This is a genomic window from Streptomyces sp. DH10 (genome assembly GCF_029813805.1).
Classification (GTDB): Bacteria; Actinomycetota; Actinomycetes; order Streptomycetales; family Streptomycetaceae; genus Streptomyces; species Streptomyces coeruleofuscus.
On record NZ_JARVKU010000003.1, the window covers coordinates 248852 to 264287 of the forward strand.

General features: G+C 71.1%; 21 protein-coding genes, 2 tRNA genes and 2 pseudogenes. 19 read left to right on the forward strand and 6 right to left on the reverse strand.

The window, feature by feature from the left end; all coding sequences use genetic code 11:
- The first annotated feature begins 431 nt into the window (after nt 1–431).
- From QC385_RS08020 to QC385_RS08040, 5 genes are all read left to right on the forward strand, one after another.
- Nucleotides 432–611 (forward strand): hypothetical protein, encoded by a 180-nt coding sequence (locus QC385_RS08020; protein WP_279540579.1) that lies wholly within the window; start codon nt 432–434, stop codon nt 609–611.
- The gene (locus tag QC385_RS08025; RefSeq protein ID WP_279540580.1) at nt 586–999 is read left to right on the forward strand and encodes a hypothetical protein; all 414 of its coding nucleotides are present in this window, start codon (nt 586–588) and stop codon (nt 997–999) included. Before QC385_RS08020 ends, QC385_RS08025 begins: the two co-directional genes overlap by 26 nt.
- Nucleotides 996–1577 carry a hypothetical protein gene (locus QC385_RS08030; protein WP_279540581.1) on the forward strand — a complete coding sequence of 194 codons (582 nt, stop codon included), beginning with the start codon at nt 996–998 and terminating at the stop codon, nt 1575–1577. The genes QC385_RS08025 and QC385_RS08030 overlap by 4 nt, the downstream gene beginning before the upstream one ends.
- Nucleotides 1578–1632: 55 nt before the next feature.
- The gene (locus QC385_RS08035; protein WP_279540582.1) at nt 1633–1866 is read left to right on the forward strand and encodes a hypothetical protein; all 234 of its coding nucleotides are present in this window, start codon (nt 1633–1635) and stop codon (nt 1864–1866) included.
- Nucleotides 1867–1943: 77 nt separating this feature from the next.
- The gene (locus QC385_RS08040) at nt 1944–2180 is read left to right on the forward strand and encodes a hypothetical protein (protein WP_279540583.1); all 237 of its coding nucleotides are present in this window, start codon (nt 1944–1946) and stop codon (nt 2178–2180) included.
- A 499-nt stretch (nt 2181–2679) separates the two neighbouring features.
- Here QC385_RS08040 and QC385_RS08045 read toward each other — a convergent pair.
- Nucleotides 2680–3343, reverse strand: a pseudogene (locus QC385_RS08045) (HNH endonuclease family protein).
- Between the two features lie 551 nt (nt 3344–3894).
- On the opposite strand from QC385_RS08045, the gene QC385_RS44195 reads away from it, so the two are divergent.
- From QC385_RS44195 to QC385_RS43970, 5 genes are all read left to right on the forward strand, one after another.
- Nucleotides 3895–4317 carry a polyprenyl synthetase family protein gene (locus tag QC385_RS44195; protein ID WP_443032868.1) on the forward strand — a complete coding sequence of 141 codons (423 nt, stop codon included), beginning with the start codon at nt 3895–3897 and terminating at the stop codon, nt 4315–4317.
- Nucleotides 4242–4772, forward strand: coding sequence for a polyprenyl synthetase family protein (locus tag QC385_RS44200; RefSeq protein ID WP_443032857.1), 531 nt, complete (start codon nt 4242–4244; stop codon nt 4770–4772). Before QC385_RS44195 ends, QC385_RS44200 begins: the two co-directional genes overlap by 76 nt.
- Before the next feature lie 220 nt (nt 4773–4992).
- A complete protein-coding gene (locus QC385_RS08055; RefSeq protein WP_279540584.1) occupies nt 4993–5877 on the forward strand; it encodes an ABC transporter ATP-binding protein in 885 nt (294 codons plus the stop codon).
- Nucleotides 5874–6359, forward strand: a complete 486-nt coding sequence (locus QC385_RS43965) for an ABC transporter permease (RefSeq protein WP_336621277.1) — start codon at nt 5874–5876, stop codon at nt 6357–6359. The genes QC385_RS08055 and QC385_RS43965 overlap by 4 nt, the downstream gene beginning before the upstream one ends.
- On the forward strand, nt 6356–6634 hold the full coding sequence (locus tag QC385_RS43970) for an ABC transporter permease (protein WP_336621278.1): 279 nt from the start codon (nt 6356–6358) through the stop codon (nt 6632–6634). Before QC385_RS43965 ends, QC385_RS43970 begins: the two co-directional genes overlap by 4 nt.
- Nucleotides 6635–6833: 199 nt before the next feature.
- Here the strand turns inward: QC385_RS43970 and QC385_RS08065 are convergent, their stop codons facing one another.
- Complete coding sequence (locus tag QC385_RS08065; protein WP_279540585.1) at nt 6834–7067, reverse strand: hypothetical protein; 234 nt, start codon at nt 7065–7067, stop codon at nt 6834–6836.
- Between the two features lie 221 nt (nt 7068–7288).
- Between QC385_RS08065 and QC385_RS08070 the strand changes: the two genes are divergently transcribed.
- Nucleotides 7289–7849 (forward strand): CAP domain-containing protein, encoded by a 561-nt coding sequence (locus QC385_RS08070; RefSeq protein ID WP_279540586.1) that lies wholly within the window; start codon nt 7289–7291, stop codon nt 7847–7849.
- A gap of 15 nt (nt 7850–7864) precedes the next feature.
- Here QC385_RS08070 and QC385_RS08075 read toward each other — a convergent pair whose 3' ends face one another.
- Nucleotides 7865–8938 carry a terpene synthase family protein gene (locus tag QC385_RS08075; protein WP_279540587.1) on the reverse strand — a complete coding sequence of 358 codons (1074 nt, stop codon included), beginning with the start codon at nt 8936–8938 and terminating at the stop codon, nt 7865–7867.
- Between the two features lie 158 nt (nt 8939–9096).
- Between QC385_RS08075 and QC385_RS43975 the strand changes: the two are divergent.
- Nucleotides 9097–9171 (forward strand): annotated as a pseudogene (locus tag QC385_RS43975) (FAD-dependent monooxygenase); the annotation flags it as partial.
- 28 nt (nt 9172–9199) lie between these two features.
- On the forward strand, nt 9200–9412 hold the full coding sequence (locus tag QC385_RS08080) for a hypothetical protein (RefSeq protein ID WP_279540588.1): 213 nt from the start codon (nt 9200–9202) through the stop codon (nt 9410–9412).
- 19 nt (nt 9413–9431) lie between these two features.
- Here QC385_RS08080 and QC385_RS08085 read toward each other — a convergent pair whose 3' ends face one another.
- Both QC385_RS08085 and QC385_RS08090 read right to left on the reverse strand, forming a co-directional pair.
- The gene (locus QC385_RS08085) at nt 9432–10088 is read right to left on the reverse strand and encodes an NAD(P)H-binding protein (RefSeq protein WP_279540589.1); all 657 of its coding nucleotides are present in this window, start codon (nt 10086–10088) and stop codon (nt 9432–9434) included.
- Between the two features lie 73 nt (nt 10089–10161).
- Complete coding sequence (locus tag QC385_RS08090) at nt 10162–11421, reverse strand: amidohydrolase family protein (protein ID WP_279540590.1); 1260 nt, start codon at nt 11419–11421, stop codon at nt 10162–10164.
- 235 nt (nt 11422–11656) lie between these two features.
- Between QC385_RS08090 and QC385_RS08095 the strand changes: the two genes are divergently transcribed.
- From QC385_RS08095 to QC385_RS08120, 6 genes are all read left to right on the forward strand, one after another.
- Nucleotides 11657–11729: transfer RNA gene (locus QC385_RS08095), tRNA-Thr, on the forward strand.
- 46 nt (nt 11730–11775) lie between these two features.
- Nucleotides 11776–11848 (forward strand) — tRNA-Met (locus QC385_RS08100).
- Between the two features lie 88 nt (nt 11849–11936).
- Nucleotides 11937–12101 (forward strand): 50S ribosomal protein L33, encoded by a 165-nt coding sequence (gene rpmG / locus QC385_RS08105; protein WP_003948671.1) that lies wholly within the window; start codon nt 11937–11939, stop codon nt 12099–12101.
- A 100-nt stretch (nt 12102–12201) separates the two neighbouring features.
- Nucleotides 12202–12654, forward strand: coding sequence for a MaoC family dehydratase N-terminal domain-containing protein (locus tag QC385_RS08110; RefSeq protein ID WP_279540591.1), 453 nt, complete (start codon nt 12202–12204; stop codon nt 12652–12654).
- An 8-nt stretch (nt 12655–12662) separates the two neighbouring features.
- On the forward strand, nt 12663–13091 hold the full coding sequence (locus tag QC385_RS08115; RefSeq protein ID WP_279540801.1) for a MaoC family dehydratase: 429 nt from the start codon (nt 12663–12665) through the stop codon (nt 13089–13091).
- Between the two features lie 93 nt (nt 13092–13184).
- A complete protein-coding gene (locus tag QC385_RS08120) occupies nt 13185–14240 on the forward strand; it encodes a UDP-N-acetylmuramate dehydrogenase (protein WP_279540592.1) in 1056 nt (351 codons plus the stop codon).
- Between the two features lie 57 nt (nt 14241–14297).
- Here the strand turns inward: QC385_RS08120 and QC385_RS08125 are convergent, their stop codons facing one another.
- The gene (locus QC385_RS08125; RefSeq protein ID WP_279540593.1) at nt 14298–15329 is read right to left on the reverse strand and encodes an adenosine deaminase; all 1032 of its coding nucleotides are present in this window, start codon (nt 15327–15329) and stop codon (nt 14298–14300) included.
- Nucleotides 15330–15436 lie beyond the last annotated feature (107 nt).

Sequence of the window (15436 nt, forward strand, 5' to 3'; positions counted from 1 at the left end):
TTTCGCTGAGGACGCGACTCAGCATCAACGCCCTGTACACCCAGATTGGGCCGGCCGGTGATCCGCGAAGTGACGTGCAACGTCGTGCGGATGGGATGAGTTTGTGCCTGGACAGCATCGCCTGCCTCGGCGCCTTCTTGCGCTCTGAGCCCATCCCACAAAGGGACGCTGCAACGCTTGAGGTATTGGCTCGGTGGCCTTAAGGGCAGTCCATGGACAGGTTCATAGTCTCGGGTCCTTCCGTTAGCGCAGATGAGACACCGAACACGCCTACGGGGTAGCGCTTCGCTCTTCGAGCTGGACCGCACAGCGGCCGGACCAGCGACTTTAGCCGGAATCAGGAATCGCGGGGGACACGACAAGCCGCGTCCGCAGCTATCCTGCTCGCGCAAGGACTTCTTTGAGACGGCCGGAGAGGAGCGGGGGAGAAGATGACGGCGAAGATCTGGCAGCCCATGCTCGACGAACCGTGCGACAACGCCGCCCCGCACCTCCCGCACCGCAACTGGCGCGGCGCCGAGTGCGGCGTGTGCCCCGACGTACCCGCCGTCCCCGCCGCCAAGACCCGCCGTACGGAGCCGCCTCATGACCGCCTATCAGGACCTGCATGACGCGGAAAGCGGCGACTGCGGCACTGCGGCCTGCGAAGACGGCTGGGTGCAGGACCTGGTCAGAGAGCTCAAGCGGTCGATGCCACCAGACGGGCTGCTGGGCCTCGGCCTGGCCGCTGACGATCGCCTGCTGGAGCTGCGATACCTGCGGGGATCCATCGGGCACCGCGGCGACGGCCACGACACCCGGGTGCTGGCACGGCTGTGCGCGGAGGCCGACGCCCGCGGACCGGTCCTGGCGTGCACACCCACCGACGAGTTCGGCGCCGACCGAGCCCGTCTGGAAGCCTTCCATTGGCATCACGGTTTCGCTCCCGTCGACCCGGCAGACCGGCTGTCCGAGCACACCTGGCAGCGTTCCCGCATGGCCAAGGCGTCCAGCGTATGAGTGGGGTCTCGTTCGAGCTGCAGCGTGCCGCGTCATCGGGCAAGGGCCCTCATGGCCATACCTACTCGTGGGTGGGGCACGTGGAGGGACTCGGCCGTATCGAGCTGGCCTTCCCCACGGAGTACAGCGACTACCCGCCGGAAATGTGCGAGGTGGCCGCGAGCGGGCAGAACTTGCCGCTCACCACCTACCTCGGGCTGCGCTATCTCCGCCGCCCCCTGCTGGCCAGTGGGGAGCTGCGGGTCGACTGGGACCCGGCGGAGCTCTCCAGGAACGTGTGGTGGCCCGGCCGCAGGGGGCGTGCCCTGCGGATCTCGGTCAAGGGGCGTGAGTACACCTACGCCGAGCGGGGCGGCAAGCGCAGCCATGAACTGGTGCGCGCAGCCGCCGCCGTGCACATGAGGCGTTCGAGCTGGAGCAACCCCCGCACCCTTTCTGGGACATGCCTGGGCGAGGCGGATGCCCTCGACATCAGTCTCGCTCTCGTCCTTGAGGGCGTCTACACGCGCAACCTCACGACGCGCGGTGCTCTGGTGTCACTGCCCGGACGTCTCCTCAACCGCCTCAGCTCTCTATGACCACCCGTCAAACGGCCTCTGCACCCATCCGCACCGCACCCGCGGAGTCCGCGTCATGATGTCGAGCGAACTCGCCCCCGCCGGGCCCGGACACGCCCCGGCCGTCGGCGCCGGCGCCGCGCCGGACATCGTCTCCGCCACCGGCGAGCGGATCTCAGCCTCCGCTGCCCGCAAGCTCATCCACGCCGTCCCGCGCGGCTCCCGCAACGCCCGGGCCAGCCGCTGGCGTTCGTACGCCCTGTGGCGCGCCACCTACGACTGGGCCGAGGACGAGGTCTCCAACTTCTGACCCACCCGGCCGGGCCGGTGGGATGGACCGCGCGGGGATAGCGTCGCCGGGACGCTGCGCGAGCCCTGGGAGTTGCCGTGGAGAGTCACCACCTCAGGCGCGGGCAGGTGTATGTGCCGTGCGGGCAGTCCGAGGGGACGGCTCCCCGGTACGTACGGTTCGTGCACCCGGGCGGCCCCGCGGGTGCGCATCGCGGGCGCGGTCGCCGTGAGCGGGAGGTCGACGTCAACCGGGTGCACGAGTTCCCCACGCGGAACGGGGCTCAGCGGCGCGCCGGCGACGCCCTCGTGGAGACGAGCGAGTGGTGGAGCTGACGGGACGGGCCCTGCGCCAGTACTCGGACACCATCTCGGGCATGGCGATCGACCAGGACGTCAGCCGCGACGGCACCTCACCAATTGAGACGACCTCTAATGGCGGAGCCCTGCTCCGGCTGGTCGGCAAGATGGCGCCCGACGAGGAACTGAGAGAGCCGAGCGTGATTAGAGGCGGGCCCGATTCCCCCACACGTCCCCCAGCTAAGGCAAGGACAGGAAGAAGCGCAGGTCACTGATGCTGAAGGTGGCCCGCTGTAAATCTGCCGGCTCAGCCTTCCCAAGTTCGAATCCTGGCGCCGCCACACTGGGGAAAACCCCCTCTCAACTGCGGAAAAGCAGTGGAGAGGGGGTCTTTTCGTATGGGGGGTCCGTATCTGATGCCGGTCCGAGAGCCGGCTGCCTCCGGGGTGGGTGATGTGGATCACGGCCCAGCGCAACGCGCGCCGGTGCCCCAGGCCCCAGCCGAGGCACCGGTCGGCGTCCGGGGTCAGTACAGCTACGGCGCCGGTGTGTACGTGACGGTCGTGTCCGGGCAGGCCTCGGCGAGGCGGGTCAGGGACTCGCGTTCCTCGGTGTCCGCGGTGAGGCTCCAGCGCAGTTTCACGGCCGTCCATTCGACGATGTAGCGGCACATGGCCTTCGTGTTGGGCGGCAGCCACTGGGCGGGATCCTGGTCGGCCTTGCTGCGGTGCGCCGCGGCGGACACGGCCACCAGGGCGCGCGGGTCGGCGAGGTCGTTGGCGTAGGCCTCGCGGCGGGCGGCCGTCCACTGGGAGGCGCCGGAGTCCCAGGCCTCGGGCAGCGGCACCATGTGGTCGACGTCCATCGCCGCGGCGGAAGTGATCCTGCGGTCGTCGTAATAGGACGACCAGGTGCCGCCCTTCAGCTTGCAGTCCGGGCCGGTGGCCGGTGGTTCGATCGCCTCGGCGATCAGGACCTCGGCGCGGGTGTCGCACCCGTCGTCCGGGGTGGGCGCCGGCGTTCCAGTACGTGAAGCTGGTGCGCTCGTAGCCGTCCCGGGACTCTGCGGCCTGGGGCAGGGCGGCGACGGCTTGGTCCAGCGGCAGCGATTTCGCGGCGTGGGCGGGACAGGACAGGGCGAAGGTGCAGGCGGTGCCCAGCAGGGCGGCGGCACAGGCTCGTGCCAGGGAAGCGATCACGTCCAGCAGGATGAGCGAACGGCTGCCGACCGGGCCGGTGGGACGCGACGGACGGCGCGGGGATCACTCGGCGGCCGTATGCAGAAACGATGCCGCAGGCGCCGGGCGTCAGTCGGAGGTTGACGACGGCAGCGGCATCAGCCTGCACCGCCACGCTCGTCCAGTCGTCTGACCTCGGCTGTAGCACCCTGTACGCCAACTCGCCGATGGCATGGCCGGATTGTCGGCTAGGTGCACCGTAGTAGGGCTGGTCCGGCCAAGTGATCTTTCTGTGGGCGGTGTGCCACCGCTTCGCCAGGGCGTGGGACCGGCGCTTGACTGAGGCCGGTACGTGACCAGGCGGCGATGCCGAACGAGGTCCCCGTTCGCGGTCTTGAGGAGCAGTACATGGCGCAGATCACGACCCGGCCCCGGTCGGCACGTTTCCTCGTCTGGGCTGGGTTGACGACCTGCTGAATCTCGCCCTCCGGTCGGCCGTCGCGGCGCTGCCGACGGACGAGAGCCGGGTGGCCGGTTACCACCGCGGCTGGTGCGAGGCAGACGGCACGCCGATGGCGCCGGTGTCCCGGAGGGGCAAGTCGGTGCGCCCGGCCCTGGTGCTGCTGTCCGCCGCGGCGGTCGGGGGCAGTGCTGAACTCGCCGTACCGGGCGCGGTCGCCGTGGAGTTGGTGCACGACTTCACCCTGCTGCACGACGACGTCATCGACGGCGACGCACTGCGCCGGCACCGGCCGGCCGCCTGGTCGGTGTTCGGCACCCCGGCGGCGGTTCTGACCGGCGACGCCCTAGGTGTCGGCGCTGCGGGTGCTGGCGGATGTTCCCCACAGGCGTGCCGCCGAAGCGGTGAAGGAGCTGGTCACGTCCCTGTGGGAGCTGGTCGAGGGACAGAGCCCGCGATGTGGCGTTCGAGAAGGCGCCGGAGGTGTCGGTGGCCCAGTACCTCGCCATGGCCGAGGGCAAAAGGGGGTCGCTGATGGGGTGTTCGTGCGCCCTGGGCGGCGTTCTGGCCGGGGCGGACAGCGAACGGGTCCGCGGGCTGCGGGAGTTCGGCCGTCGACTGGGCGTGGCCTTCCAGTGCGCCGACGACGTCCTGGGCATCTGGGGCCGCACCGCACGCAGCGGCAAGCCGGTGGGGGCCGACCTCGCGGCGCGGAAGAAGTCGCTGCCCGTCGTGGCGGCCCTGAGCGGTGAGGGTGCGGCGGCCGAGCGGCTCCGCGAGCTGTACGCCGCCACGCACCCCCTGGACGAGCAGGATGTCGCCCTGGCGCGTGAACTGGTCGAGGAGGCCGGTGGCCGCCAGGCCGCCGAGCAGGAGGCGCGCCGCCGGGTGTCGGCCGCGCTGCGGGCCCTGTCGTGGGCGCAGCCCACCCCCGACGTCTACCGGCAACTCCACGACATCGCCTGGGCGATGACCCACCGCGAAACCTGATCCCCGATCCACGTGAGTCGCCCTGTCCGGAGGCAACGCGGGCGCCACCTCGCGCAGACGGGGGAGTGGGACGTCCGCGGCCTGACTTCGGCTGGGGTGGGCCGTTGTCTGTGCGGCGGCCCGGAGCCCTCACCATCCACAGCCGTGAACCAACCGCCGTAGCCCCGGCCTCACCCCGGCCGCTCGGAGCGGAACGATCGTGACGAAACACAGTGGAGCCGTGCAGCAGACCGAGACGAGCACAGCGCTGCCGGGTGACCTTCCCGCCGTGGCCGCCTACGGGCTGCGGGTGGTCCGAGGCCGCCACACCGTCCTTCAGGACGTCAGCTTCACCGTGCCCCGGGGCTGCATCGTGGGCCTGCTCGGGCCGAGCGGCTGCGGGAAGACGACGCTGCTGCGGTCCGTGGTCGGCGTGCAGCAGACCACGGCGGGCCACGTCCAGGTCCTCGGTTACGCGGCCGGCGCCCCGCAGCTGAGGACGCGGGTCGGCTACGTCACCCAGGCGCCGTCGGTCTACGCGGACCTGACGGTGCTGGAGAACCTGCGCTACTTCGCCGCCGCCCTCGGTATGCGGGGCTGGCACCGGGAGGACGCGGTGGTCCGGGTGGTGAAGGAGGTCGATCTGGCCTCCTACGCCGACAAACTGGTCGCCCGTCTGTCGGGCGGCCAGTACTCGCGGGTGTCGCTGGCGGTCGCGCTGCTGAACAAGCCCGACCTGCTCGTGATGGACGAGCCGACCGTCGGCCTGGATCTCATGGTGCGCCGGGAGTTGTGGCTGGTGTTCCAGCGGCTGGCCGAGGAAGGCACGACCCTGCTGGTGTCCAGCCATGTGATGGACGAGGCCGACCGCTGCGACCGGCTGCTGCTGATGCGGTCCGGACGGCTGCTGGCCGGAGCCGACCGGGACACGCTGCTGGAACACACCGGCTGCGACGACGTGGAAGAGGCGTTCATGCATCTGGTGCAGGCCGCGTCCGACGCCGAGGAACGCGCGCGACGGCGGGCGGCGGAGCAGAGCCTGCTGCCCGCTCTGCCGGGCCTCCTCGACCAGGCCGGCGCCCCCGAGGCGGAACGGGCCTACTTCGCCGCGGACACCGTGCGGTGAGCGGCGTCCGCGTGGCCGAGCGGCTGCCGTTCTCGCCCACCATCGCGGGCGCGACCGCGGTCCGGGTGCTCCAGCAGATCTCCCGGGACAAGGGCAGTACCGCACTGCTGCTGGCCATCCCGTGCATGCTCATGGTGCTGCTGAAGCTGATGTTCCATGACTCCGAGGCCACCTTCGAGCGGGTCGGACCCCAGGTCTTCGGCATCTTCCCGGTCATCGTGATGTACCTGGTGGCGTCCGTGTCGACGCTGCGGGAACGCACCACCGGAACCGCCGAGAGACTGCTGACGATGCCCGTGCAGCGGCTGGACATCGTGCTCGGCTACAGCCTCGCCTTCGCCTTCCTGGCCCTGTTGCAGGCGGTGCTCTCCACCCTGCTGTCCATCGGCCCGCTCGGCCTGGACATCAAGGGCCCCGCGTATCTGCTGATGGTCATCGCCATGCACGGAGCCCTGCTGGGCTGGCGCTGGGGTTGCTGGTGAGCGCCTTCGAGCGCAACGAGTTCCAGGCGGTGCAGTTCCTGCCCGCCGGGGTGCTGCCGCAGTTCCTGGTGTGCGGCCTGTTCGTGCCACGCGACGAGCTGCACGGCGCCCTGTCGGCCATCGCCAAGGTCATGCCGATGACGTACGCCGTCCAGGCCGCCGGCGAGGCCGCCACGCACACCGGCATCACCGGACTGTTCGTCCGCGACGCGCTGCTCATCCTGGCGTGCGTGGTCCTGGTCCTCGTCGTCAGCGCGACCACGCTCAAGCGCTGAACAGCAGGCAGGCCCCGCACGTGGCTGAGGCCCCGCACGTGGCTGAGGACCGGCACGTGGCTGAGGACCGGCACGTGGCTGAGGACCGGCACGTGGCTGAGGACCGGCACATGGCAGAGGACCGGCACGTGGCTGAGCACCGGGACATGACTGAGGGCCGCCCCGGCCCGGGGACGGCCCTCGGTGCGATCACCTGCCGTCAGCCCCGCACACCCCAGGAGAAGCCGCCCGAGACGGAGCCGTAGCGGGGGAATTCGAACGGCCCGAAGTGCAGGGGCCTGTCGTGGTGGCCGCCGCCGAATCCTTCGGGGCCGGGGTTGACGACGGTGGTGGCCGCCGGCTGTGCCGAGGCGGCGGCCACCACGGTCCCGCCCGCGGTGAAAGCCAGCGCGGCCAGTGACAGGACAGCGATGCGGCGAACCCGCAGCGACATGAAAAACCTCCGGAAGGGAAAGGAATGGAAGCGCAGAGAAGAGTGAACGAGCGCATCCCACCCTAGTCACCAAGGTGATCGGAAACGGCGCGGGAAATGCCGTGTTCCCCCGAACGAACGGCTGAGCGCAACAGCGGAAATAAATATCGGTACGGTGTGCACGGCAATTCACAGATCGTAGAGAGACCGCAGAGAGACCGCAGAGAAATGCAGAGGAAAAGATGACCGGGATGCGCAGGGCCGCTCTTGCTCTGGGAATCGCCCTCATCGCGGGGGGCGGTCCGCCCGTACCGGCGCCGCCGCCGCACTACGCCGCGCCCCTGTGGCCCGTGCCGGCGCCCGGGTCCTTCCAGGCGTCCGAGGGCGGCACCACGTACTCCCGTCAGGGCCGGTCCCGCGGCGGCCCGGCGGCCGAGGTGGTCGCCGTCGTCAACCGCCACCGCGCCCAGGCCGGCTGCGGTCCCGGGCGGCTGCGGTCGGCCCTCAACCGGGCGGCCCAGCGGCACAGCGCCGACATGGCCCGCGGACAGCGCCTCAGCCACACCGGATCCGACGGCAGCAGCCCGGCCGACCGGATGCGGACCGCCGGCTACCACCCCCGCCACAGCGCCGAGGTCATCGCCGCCGGCGCGGGCACGCCGGAGGCCGCCGTCCGTACATGGATGGACAGCGCCCCGCACCGGGCCATCGTCCTCACCTGCCGTTACACGCACGCCGGGGCCGGTGTGGCCGGCGGCTCGGGAGGACCCTGGTGGACGCTGGACCTGGCCACGGGCCACTGACACGCGAGACGGGGCTCAGCCCAGCTCCTCGTCCCACCACCAGGCGATGCCGGGAGCGCCCTCCAGCGGGCCCGGACGGGTGTCGGACGGTTCCTCGGACCAGGTCAGCGCCGTGTCCTCCATAGCGTCGGGCCAGTGGCCGAGACTGAGGTAGCGGGGCACGCGCATCCCCCATTCGTTGTTGCCGCGGATGCCGTACCGCAGCCCCTGGAGGTAGGTGGCGAGTTCCAGGCCGGCCGTAGGGCGGACACGGTCGTGCAGTTCAAGGAACCGCAGCAGCACGCGGTCCCGCAGCCCGCTCGCGGCCTTCACCGCCTCCTCCAGAGGGAGGCCCCGCTCGTGCATCAGGACCGTGTAGATGTTCTGGTCGGCCTGGTCCCGGGCCAGTTCCTTGTGCAGCGAGTGCCGGTCGTTGTCGAGGGAGGCCACCAGCATGGCCATCTCCGTCAGCGCGCGTACCGCCGGCCGGTGCAGGTCACGGGCGGGTACTTCGGCGCCGGTCGCGATCTCCAGCATCGCGAGGGTCGGCTCCCCGCCCGCCGACAGCAGCCGCATCGTCAGGAAGTCGTCCAGGCCGGGCATCCGGCCCAGCGCCTGGTTGCCGATCTGCCAGGCCACGCCCGACAGCCAGGTGCGGTGCGCGTGCGTGAACCGGCTCACCTGCGTGGGCGTGGCGAGTGACCGGAAGCGGCGCATGATGTCCTGGAGAGCACCGATGTACCGGTCCTCCCCGATCGCCGTGCCGGTCTCGCACGCCCGCTGCACCTGACAGGCCAGTGCGTTGAACTGCGCCGGGCGGTTGCTGAGCGGCCCTTGGTCGCAGCGTGCGTCGTCGAATCCGGCACCCCAGTACACCCACAGGGCCGTCGCCAGCAGCCGGTCGTCGTCCGCGACTGGGGCGAACCGGCCGTAGAAATCGGTGCTGTGCGTGGCGACGACCCAGGCCTTTTCCTCTTCGGAGGCGCACATACCGCTGCTGCCGATCCACTCCACGGCGCGTTTATCGACCTGCCGGACCCGCGGATGAACGGCGGATTCCAGAGGGCAGAAGAGAGGTGGAAGTTCCACCTCGTACACACGAGATCCCATGGGAACGATCATCTGGGACCTGGTGTGCCGATGCGACGGGAACACCCGCTCATACCCAAAAGACAGACAGGTCGCAGAGAACAAGAAAGGAGAAATGAAAACGGGGAAAAGGCAGGGAGGAAATGGTCGAAGTCGAAATCCGGGAAACCGGGGCTGCGGTGGTGGACGTGATCGTGGCCGGCGGGGGACCGACCGGGATGATGCCGGCCGGTGAACTGCGGCTGCGCGGTGTGGAAGCCGCAAGCGCGGCACACTGGCCCCATGTCCTCCCGCCGCAGAATCTGCCCCGAGTGTCGTCGAGAGATCGCCGTCGTCGCCGGGCGGTACGCGCGTCACGACCCGCCCGGCGCCCGGGAACACGGCGAGCTCACCTCATGCCCGGGCTCCCGCCGCCAGGCGCGGCTCGGCCCGGAACAGCCCTCTCTGGACGGCTACGCGCTCCCCGACTTCCCGGGCCAACTGCCCTTGTTCTAGGAACGGTTCCCCGGCGTCGTCAGTTCCCCGCCACCGACTTCACCGCCACGGACACCGGAGCCGGCCCGCTGATCAGCTCCAGCGTGAGGCCGGCCGTCGCGGGGGTGTCCACCAGCTCCGCCAGCACGGCGGCGACGTCGTCGCGCGGAATCGGGCCACGACCCGTGCGCGCCTCCAGGCGGACGAGGCCGGTGCCGGCGTCGTCGGTGAGCTGACCGGGGCGCAGAATCGTCCAGTCCAGGGCGTCCAGGCCGCTCACGTACGCGTCCGCCTCGCCCTTGGCACGCAGGTACACGTCGAAGATCTCGTCGCCCTGGTGCCGCGGGTCGGCGCCCATGGACGACACGATCACGAAGCGCCGTACGCCCGCCCGCACCGCCGCGTCCGCGAAGAGGACCGCCGCGGCCTTGTCCACGGTGTCCTTGCGGGCCGCCCCGCTGCCCGGGCCCGCGCCCGCCGCGAACACCGCCGCGTCGGCACCCCTGAGCCGCTCCGCGACCTCCTCCACGGACGCCGACTCCAGGTCGAGCACGACCGGTTCGGCACCGGCCTCCCGCAGATCGTCGGCTTGTTCGGCCTTGCGGATGATCCCCGCGACCTCGTCCCCGCGCGCGGCGAGCAGCCGCTCGAGCCGCAGCGCGATCTGACCATGACCACCAGCGATGACAGTACGCATGCCTTCGACCGTACGCCCGGACAGCACCGTCCGCCGCATGACTTGAGTCCCACCCCGGCGCCCACGCAGGGCTCTACGACAACTGCCCCCGCCCCTGCCGAGGCAGCCCCAGCTCCACCGAAGCCGCCGAACTGCAGAACTCCCGCACCGCGCTGGTCCGCGCCACCACGCGCCCCTGGTGCACCACCACCCGGCTGTACGCCAGCGAGAGCACCCCCGCCAGCCGGTCCCCGCGCACCGCGAGCAGCTCGGCCGGGAAACCCGCCTCCACCCGCACCTCCGGCAGCCCCAGCACCGCCCGCGCCGACCCGCTCACCGTGTCGTACGCCTCCTCGGGCGACAGTCCGTAGCGCGAGGCCAGCAGGAACGCCGCCTCCAGCGGGTCGCCGCGCCCCACGGGGTTCGACACGTCCCGCAGCGCTCCGCTCCCGGCGGCCACCCGCACCCCCGCCGCGCGCAGCAGCCGCACCGGAGCCGCCCCCCGCCGGTCCACGCCTCCGCAGCCGCCCTGCGGCAGGCACACCACCGCCACCCCGGCCGCCGCGAGTTGGTCAGCGGTGCGCGAGGCCACCTCGGAGGGCAGCCGCCCAAGATCGCCGCACGGGCTGAGGGTCACCCCGGACCGCAGCCCGCCCGCCATCGCCGCGAGCCGGGCCAGCCGCGCCGGATCCCCGGCGTCCGTGTGCAGGTCGACGGGACAGCCGTGCTCGGAGGCCACCTCCAGGACCGCCTCCACGTAGCCCGTCGGATCCGGGTCGAGATCCGGCCGGCCGCCCACCACCGAGGCGCCCATCTTCACCGCGTCCCGCAGCACCGCCAGCCCGTCCGCCCCGGCCATCCCGGTCAGCACCCGGGGCATCGCCACCGTCGTCAGCTCGGCAAGTCCCCGCAGCGCCCGCCGCGCCTGCAACACGGCCGCCAGCGCGGCCAGCCCCTGGACGTCGCCCACGCGCACATGGGCCCGCACCGCCGTCGCCCCGTGCCCGAGCTGGAGCAGCGCGGCCTCGGTCGCCCGGCGCTGGACGTCCTGGGGCTCGTACGAGACCGGGCCCTCGGCATCGGCCGACAGCGCCGTGTCGGCATGGGCGTGCGGCTCGGCCGGGGCCGGCAGCAGCAGATAGCCGCCGAGATCCACTCGCGCCCCGCACGCGCGCGTGCCGCCCGCCGCCAGGCTGCCGGCCGTGCCGACCGCCTCGATACGCCCGCCGCCCAGCCGTACGTCCACGGTCCGGCCGTCGGTGAGCCGCGCCCCGCACAGCAGCAGCGACGACGGGTCGGCCGGATCCGGCGAGGACGACGGGGGTGGCGGTGGCTGCGGCTGGCTGTCGGGCATCGCGCTCCTGGGGCTCGGCTGCGCACGCGAGGACGCATGATCACTCAGAGTGAGTCGAGCCTAGGACGGCCTCCCGCCCGTCGCGGGGAGGAGCGAAATAGTCGTACCGGCGTGGCCCGCCGTGCGGGACGAGAGGCACGCACGAGGCTTCGGGAGGACGGTGCACACGTCCGGGGCGGGTACCCGAAACGGATTTGGGCGAACGGCGGCGGAGCGTGTAATGTCTTCATCGCTCGCCCCAATAGCTCAGTCGGCAGAGCGTCTCCATGGTAAGGAGAAGGTCAACGGTTCGATTCCGTTTTGGGGCTCTGGTGTGAACGGTTCCCGTCGCGAGGCGGGTCCCGACCACATCAAAGCGGTGTAGCTCAGTCGGTAGAGCAAGCGGCTCATAATCGCTGTGTCACCGGTTCAAGTCCGGTCACCGCTACTCTAAGTAGCCGATTGCGGGGTCGGTCCTTCGATCGGCTACTCTTCTTGCGTTAAACAGTCCATCCGTTCGTCTTAGGAGCACTCACGTGGCTGCCACCGACGTCCGCCCGAAGATCACGCTGGCCTGCGTGGAGTGCAAGGAGCGGAACTACATCACCAAGAAGAACCGGCGTAACAACCCGGACCGTCTTGAGATGAAGAAGCACTGCCCGCGTTGCAACGCGCACACCGCGCACCGCGAAACGCGATAAATCAGGCTCGTACGCGAGGCCGTTCCCGAGTGATCGGGGGCGGCCTCGCGTCGTTGAATGACCCCTATCGTTCAGTAGTGCAACCAGGAGGTGCCGGGCCATGGCTCTCGACCAGTCCTTCGTGGGGCGGACGTACCCGCCCACCGAGCCCTACGAGGTGGGCCGGGAGAAGATCCGTGAGTTCGCCGAGGCGGTCGGGGACGCCAACCCGGCGTACACGGACGCGGACGCCGCCAAGGCGCTCGGCCACCCCGACGTGATCGCGCCGCCGACCTTCGTCTTCTCGATCACCTTCAAGGCCGCCGGACAGGTCGTCCAGGACCCCCAGCTCGGCCTGGACTACAGCCGCGTGGTGCACGGCGACCAGAAGTTCGCCTACCGCCGCCCGGTCCGCGTCGGCGACCGGCTCACGGTCACCTCCACCATCGAGGCGATCAAGTCCCTCGCGGGCAACGACATCCTGGACATCCGCGGCGAGGTCCACGACGAGGCCGGCGAGCACGTCGTGACCGCCTGGACCAAGCTCGTGGCCCGCGCGGCCGAGGAGGCGTGAGCGATCTCATGACGGCGAAGATCTCCTACTCCGACGTCGAGGTCGGCACGGAACTGCCCGCGCAGACCTTCACCGTGACCCGCGCGACCCTCGTCCAGTACGCGGGCGCCTCCGGCGACTTCAACCCGATCCACTGGAACGAGAAGTTCGCCAAGGAAGTCGGCTTGCCCGACGTCATCGCGCACGGCATGTTCACCATGGCCGAGGCGATCCGCGTGGTCACCGACTGGGCCGGCGACCCGGGCTCGGTCGTCGAGTACGGCGTCCGCTTCACCAAGCCGGTCGTCGTCCCGAACGACGATGAGGGCGCCGTGATCGAGGTCGGCGGCAAGGTCGCGGCCAAGCTCGACGACAACACGGTCCGCGTCGACCTCACGGCCACGAGCGCCGGGCAGAAGGTGCTGGGCATGTCGCGTGCGGTCGTGCGGCTGGCCTGAGACCGCGGTGCCGGAGGTAAGGGGCGCTCTCCATTGCGGGGCGCCCCTTACTCGTACGCAGACCCTGTCATGCCGTCTCGTACTCTTGAGCCCGTGCAGGAACTCCACGACGCCCCCCTCGCCCCGCTGACCACCTTCCGGCTGGGCGGCCCCGCGACCCGGCTGGTCACCGCGACGACGGACGACGAGGTGATCGCCGTCGTACGGGAAGCCGACGAGGCGGGCACCCCGCTGTTGCTCATCGGCGGCGGCTCGAACCTGGTCATCGGCGACAAGGGCTTCGAGGGCACCGCCCTCGTCATCGCCACCAAGGGCTACTCCCTCGACGGCACGAGACTGGAGCTGGCCGCCGGCGAGGTGTGGACCGACGCCGTCGCCCGCACGGTCGAGGCGGGCCTGGCCGGCATCGAGTGCCTGGCCGGCATCCCCGGCTCGGCGGGCGCGACCCCCATCCAGAACGTCGGGGCGTACGGCCAGGAGGTCTCCTCGACGATCACCGAGGTCGTCGCCTACGACCGCCGGACCGGCGAGACGGTCACCCTGGCCAACGAGGACTGCGCCTTCTCCTACCGCCACAGCCGCTTCAAGTCCGACCCGGAGCGCTACGTGGTCCTGCGCGTCCGCTTCTCCCTGGAGGACGCCGACGGCCTCTCCGCCCCCCTCAGGTACGCCGAGACGGCCCGCGCCCTCGGCGTCGGCCCCGGCGACCGCGTCCCGCTCGCATCGGCCCGCGACACCGTGCTGAAGCTGCGCGCCGGCAAGGGCATGGTCCTGGACCCCGAGGACCACGACACCTGGTCGGCCGGGTCCTTCTTCACCAACCCGATCCTCACGGACGCCGACTTCGCGACGTTCCGCGCGCGTGCGCGGGAGCGCCTCGGCGAGGGCGTGGAGCCGCCCGCGTACCCCGCGGGGGAGGGCCGCACCAAGACGTCCGCGGCCTGGCTGATCGACAAGGCGGGCTTCACCAAGGGCTACGGCGACGGCCCGGCCCGCATCTCCACGAAGCACACCCTGGCCCTCACCAACCGGGGCACCGCGACCACGGAGGACCTGCTCGCCCTGGCCCGCGAGGTCGTGGCCGGTGTCCGCGAGGCCTTCGGGATCACGCTGGTCAACGAGCCGGTGACGGTGGGAGTGAGCCTGTAGGGGCGCGGGCGGTCGGCGCGAGGGCCGAGGACGGGTGGGTCCGCACCCCTACCGGCGCTACGACGCCAGCCAGTCGTCCACCCCGGCCAGCAGCTTCGCCTTCACGTCCTCCGGCGCCGCCGACCCCCGTACCGACTGCCGCGCCACCTCTGCCAGCTCCGCATCCGTGAACCCGTGATGCCGCCGCGCGATCTCGTACTGCGCGGCGAGACGCGACCCGAACAGCAACGGGTCGTCCGCGCCCAGCGCCAGCGGCACCCCCGCCTCGAACAGCGTCCGCAGCGGCACGTCCTCCGGCTTCTCGTACACCCCCAGCGCCACGTTCGACGCCGGGCACACCTCACAGGTCACCTGCCGGTCGGCCAGCCGCTTCATCAGCCGGGGATCCTCCGCGGCGCGCACTCCGTGCCCCACCCGGTTCGCCCCCAGGTCGTCCAGACAGTCCCGCACCGACGACGGCCCCGCCAGCTCGCCCCCGTGCGGCGTCGACAACAGCCCGGCCTCCCGCGCGATCCCGAACGCCCGGTCGAAGTCCCGGGCCATGCCCCGCCGCTCGTCGTTCGACAGCCCGAACCCGACGACCCCCCGGTCCGCGTACCGCACCGCCAGCCGCGCCAGGGTGCGCGCGTCCAGCGGGTGCTTCATCCGGTTCGCCGCGACCAGCACCCGCATACCGAGCCCGGTCTCCCGCGACGTCGTCTCCACCGCGTCCAGGATGACCTCCAGCGCCGGGATCAACCCGCCCAGCATCGGCGCGTACGACGTCGGATCGACCTGGATCTCCAGCCAGCCCGACCCGTCCCGCACGTCCTCCTCCGCGGCTTCCCGCACCAGCCGCTGGATGTCCTCCGGCTCCCGCAGACACGAGCGCGCCGCGTCGTACAGCCGCTGAAAGCGGAACCAGCCCCGCTCGTCCGTCGCCCGCAGTCTCGGCGGCTCCCCGCCGCTCAGCGCCTCGGTCAGCGCGTCGGGCAGGCGCACCCCGTGCTTGTCGGCCAGTTCCAGCACGGTCGCTGGCCGCATCGACCCGGTGAAGTGCAGGTGCAGGTGGGCTTTCGGCAGTTCAGAGACATCACGTACACGCTCCATTCCAGGATCCTGCCGTACGCCCCAGCCGTCCCGGAAGCCGTTTCCCCTTTCGTGGTCTTGCTCGCACAAACAAATGGGGCACATACCGGATTCGGTATGTGCCCCAG

Bases quoted from the DNA above. Each gene is read 5' to 3' on its own strand.
- QC385_RS08020 (WP_279540579.1), top strand. From the start codon at position 432: ATGACGGCGAAGATCTGGCAGCCCATGCTCGACGAACCGTGCGACAAC.
- QC385_RS08025 (WP_279540580.1), top strand. From the start codon at position 586: ATGACCGCCTATCAGGACCTGCATGACGCGGAAAGCGGCGACTGCGGC.
- QC385_RS08030 (WP_279540581.1), top strand. From the start codon at position 996: ATGAGTGGGGTCTCGTTCGAGCTGCAGCGTGCCGCGTCATCGGGCAAG.
- QC385_RS08035 (WP_279540582.1), top strand. From the start codon at position 1,633: ATGATGTCGAGCGAACTCGCCCCCGCCGGGCCCGGACACGCCCCGGCC.
- QC385_RS44195 (WP_443032868.1), top strand. From the start codon at position 3,895: ATGGCGCCGGTGTCCCGGAGGGGCAAGTCGGTGCGCCCGGCCCTGGTG.
- QC385_RS08065 (WP_279540585.1), bottom strand. From the start codon at position 7,067: ATGTCGCTGCGGGTTCGCCGCATCGCTGTCCTGTCACTGGCCGCGCTG.
- QC385_RS08070 (WP_279540586.1), top strand. From the start codon at position 7,289: ATGACCGGGATGCGCAGGGCCGCTCTTGCTCTGGGAATCGCCCTCATC.
- QC385_RS08075 (WP_279540587.1), bottom strand. From the start codon at position 8,938: ATGGGATCTCGTGTGTACGAGGTGGAACTTCCACCTCTCTTCTGCCCT.
- QC385_RS08080 (WP_279540588.1), top strand. From the start codon at position 9,200: ATGTCCTCCCGCCGCAGAATCTGCCCCGAGTGTCGTCGAGAGATCGCC.
- QC385_RS08085 (WP_279540589.1), bottom strand. From the start codon at position 10,088: ATGCGTACTGTCATCGCTGGTGGTCATGGTCAGATCGCGCTGCGGCTC.
- QC385_RS08090 (WP_279540590.1), bottom strand. From the start codon at position 11,421: ATGCCCGACAGCCAGCCGCAGCCACCGCCACCCCCGTCGTCCTCGCCG.
- QC385_RS08110 (WP_279540591.1), top strand. From the start codon at position 12,202: ATGGCTCTCGACCAGTCCTTCGTGGGGCGGACGTACCCGCCCACCGAG.
- QC385_RS08115 (WP_279540801.1), top strand. From the start codon at position 12,663: ATGACGGCGAAGATCTCCTACTCCGACGTCGAGGTCGGCACGGAACTG.
- QC385_RS08125 (WP_279540593.1), bottom strand. From the start codon at position 15,329: ATGGAGCGTGTACGTGATGTCTCTGAACTGCCGAAAGCCCACCTGCAC.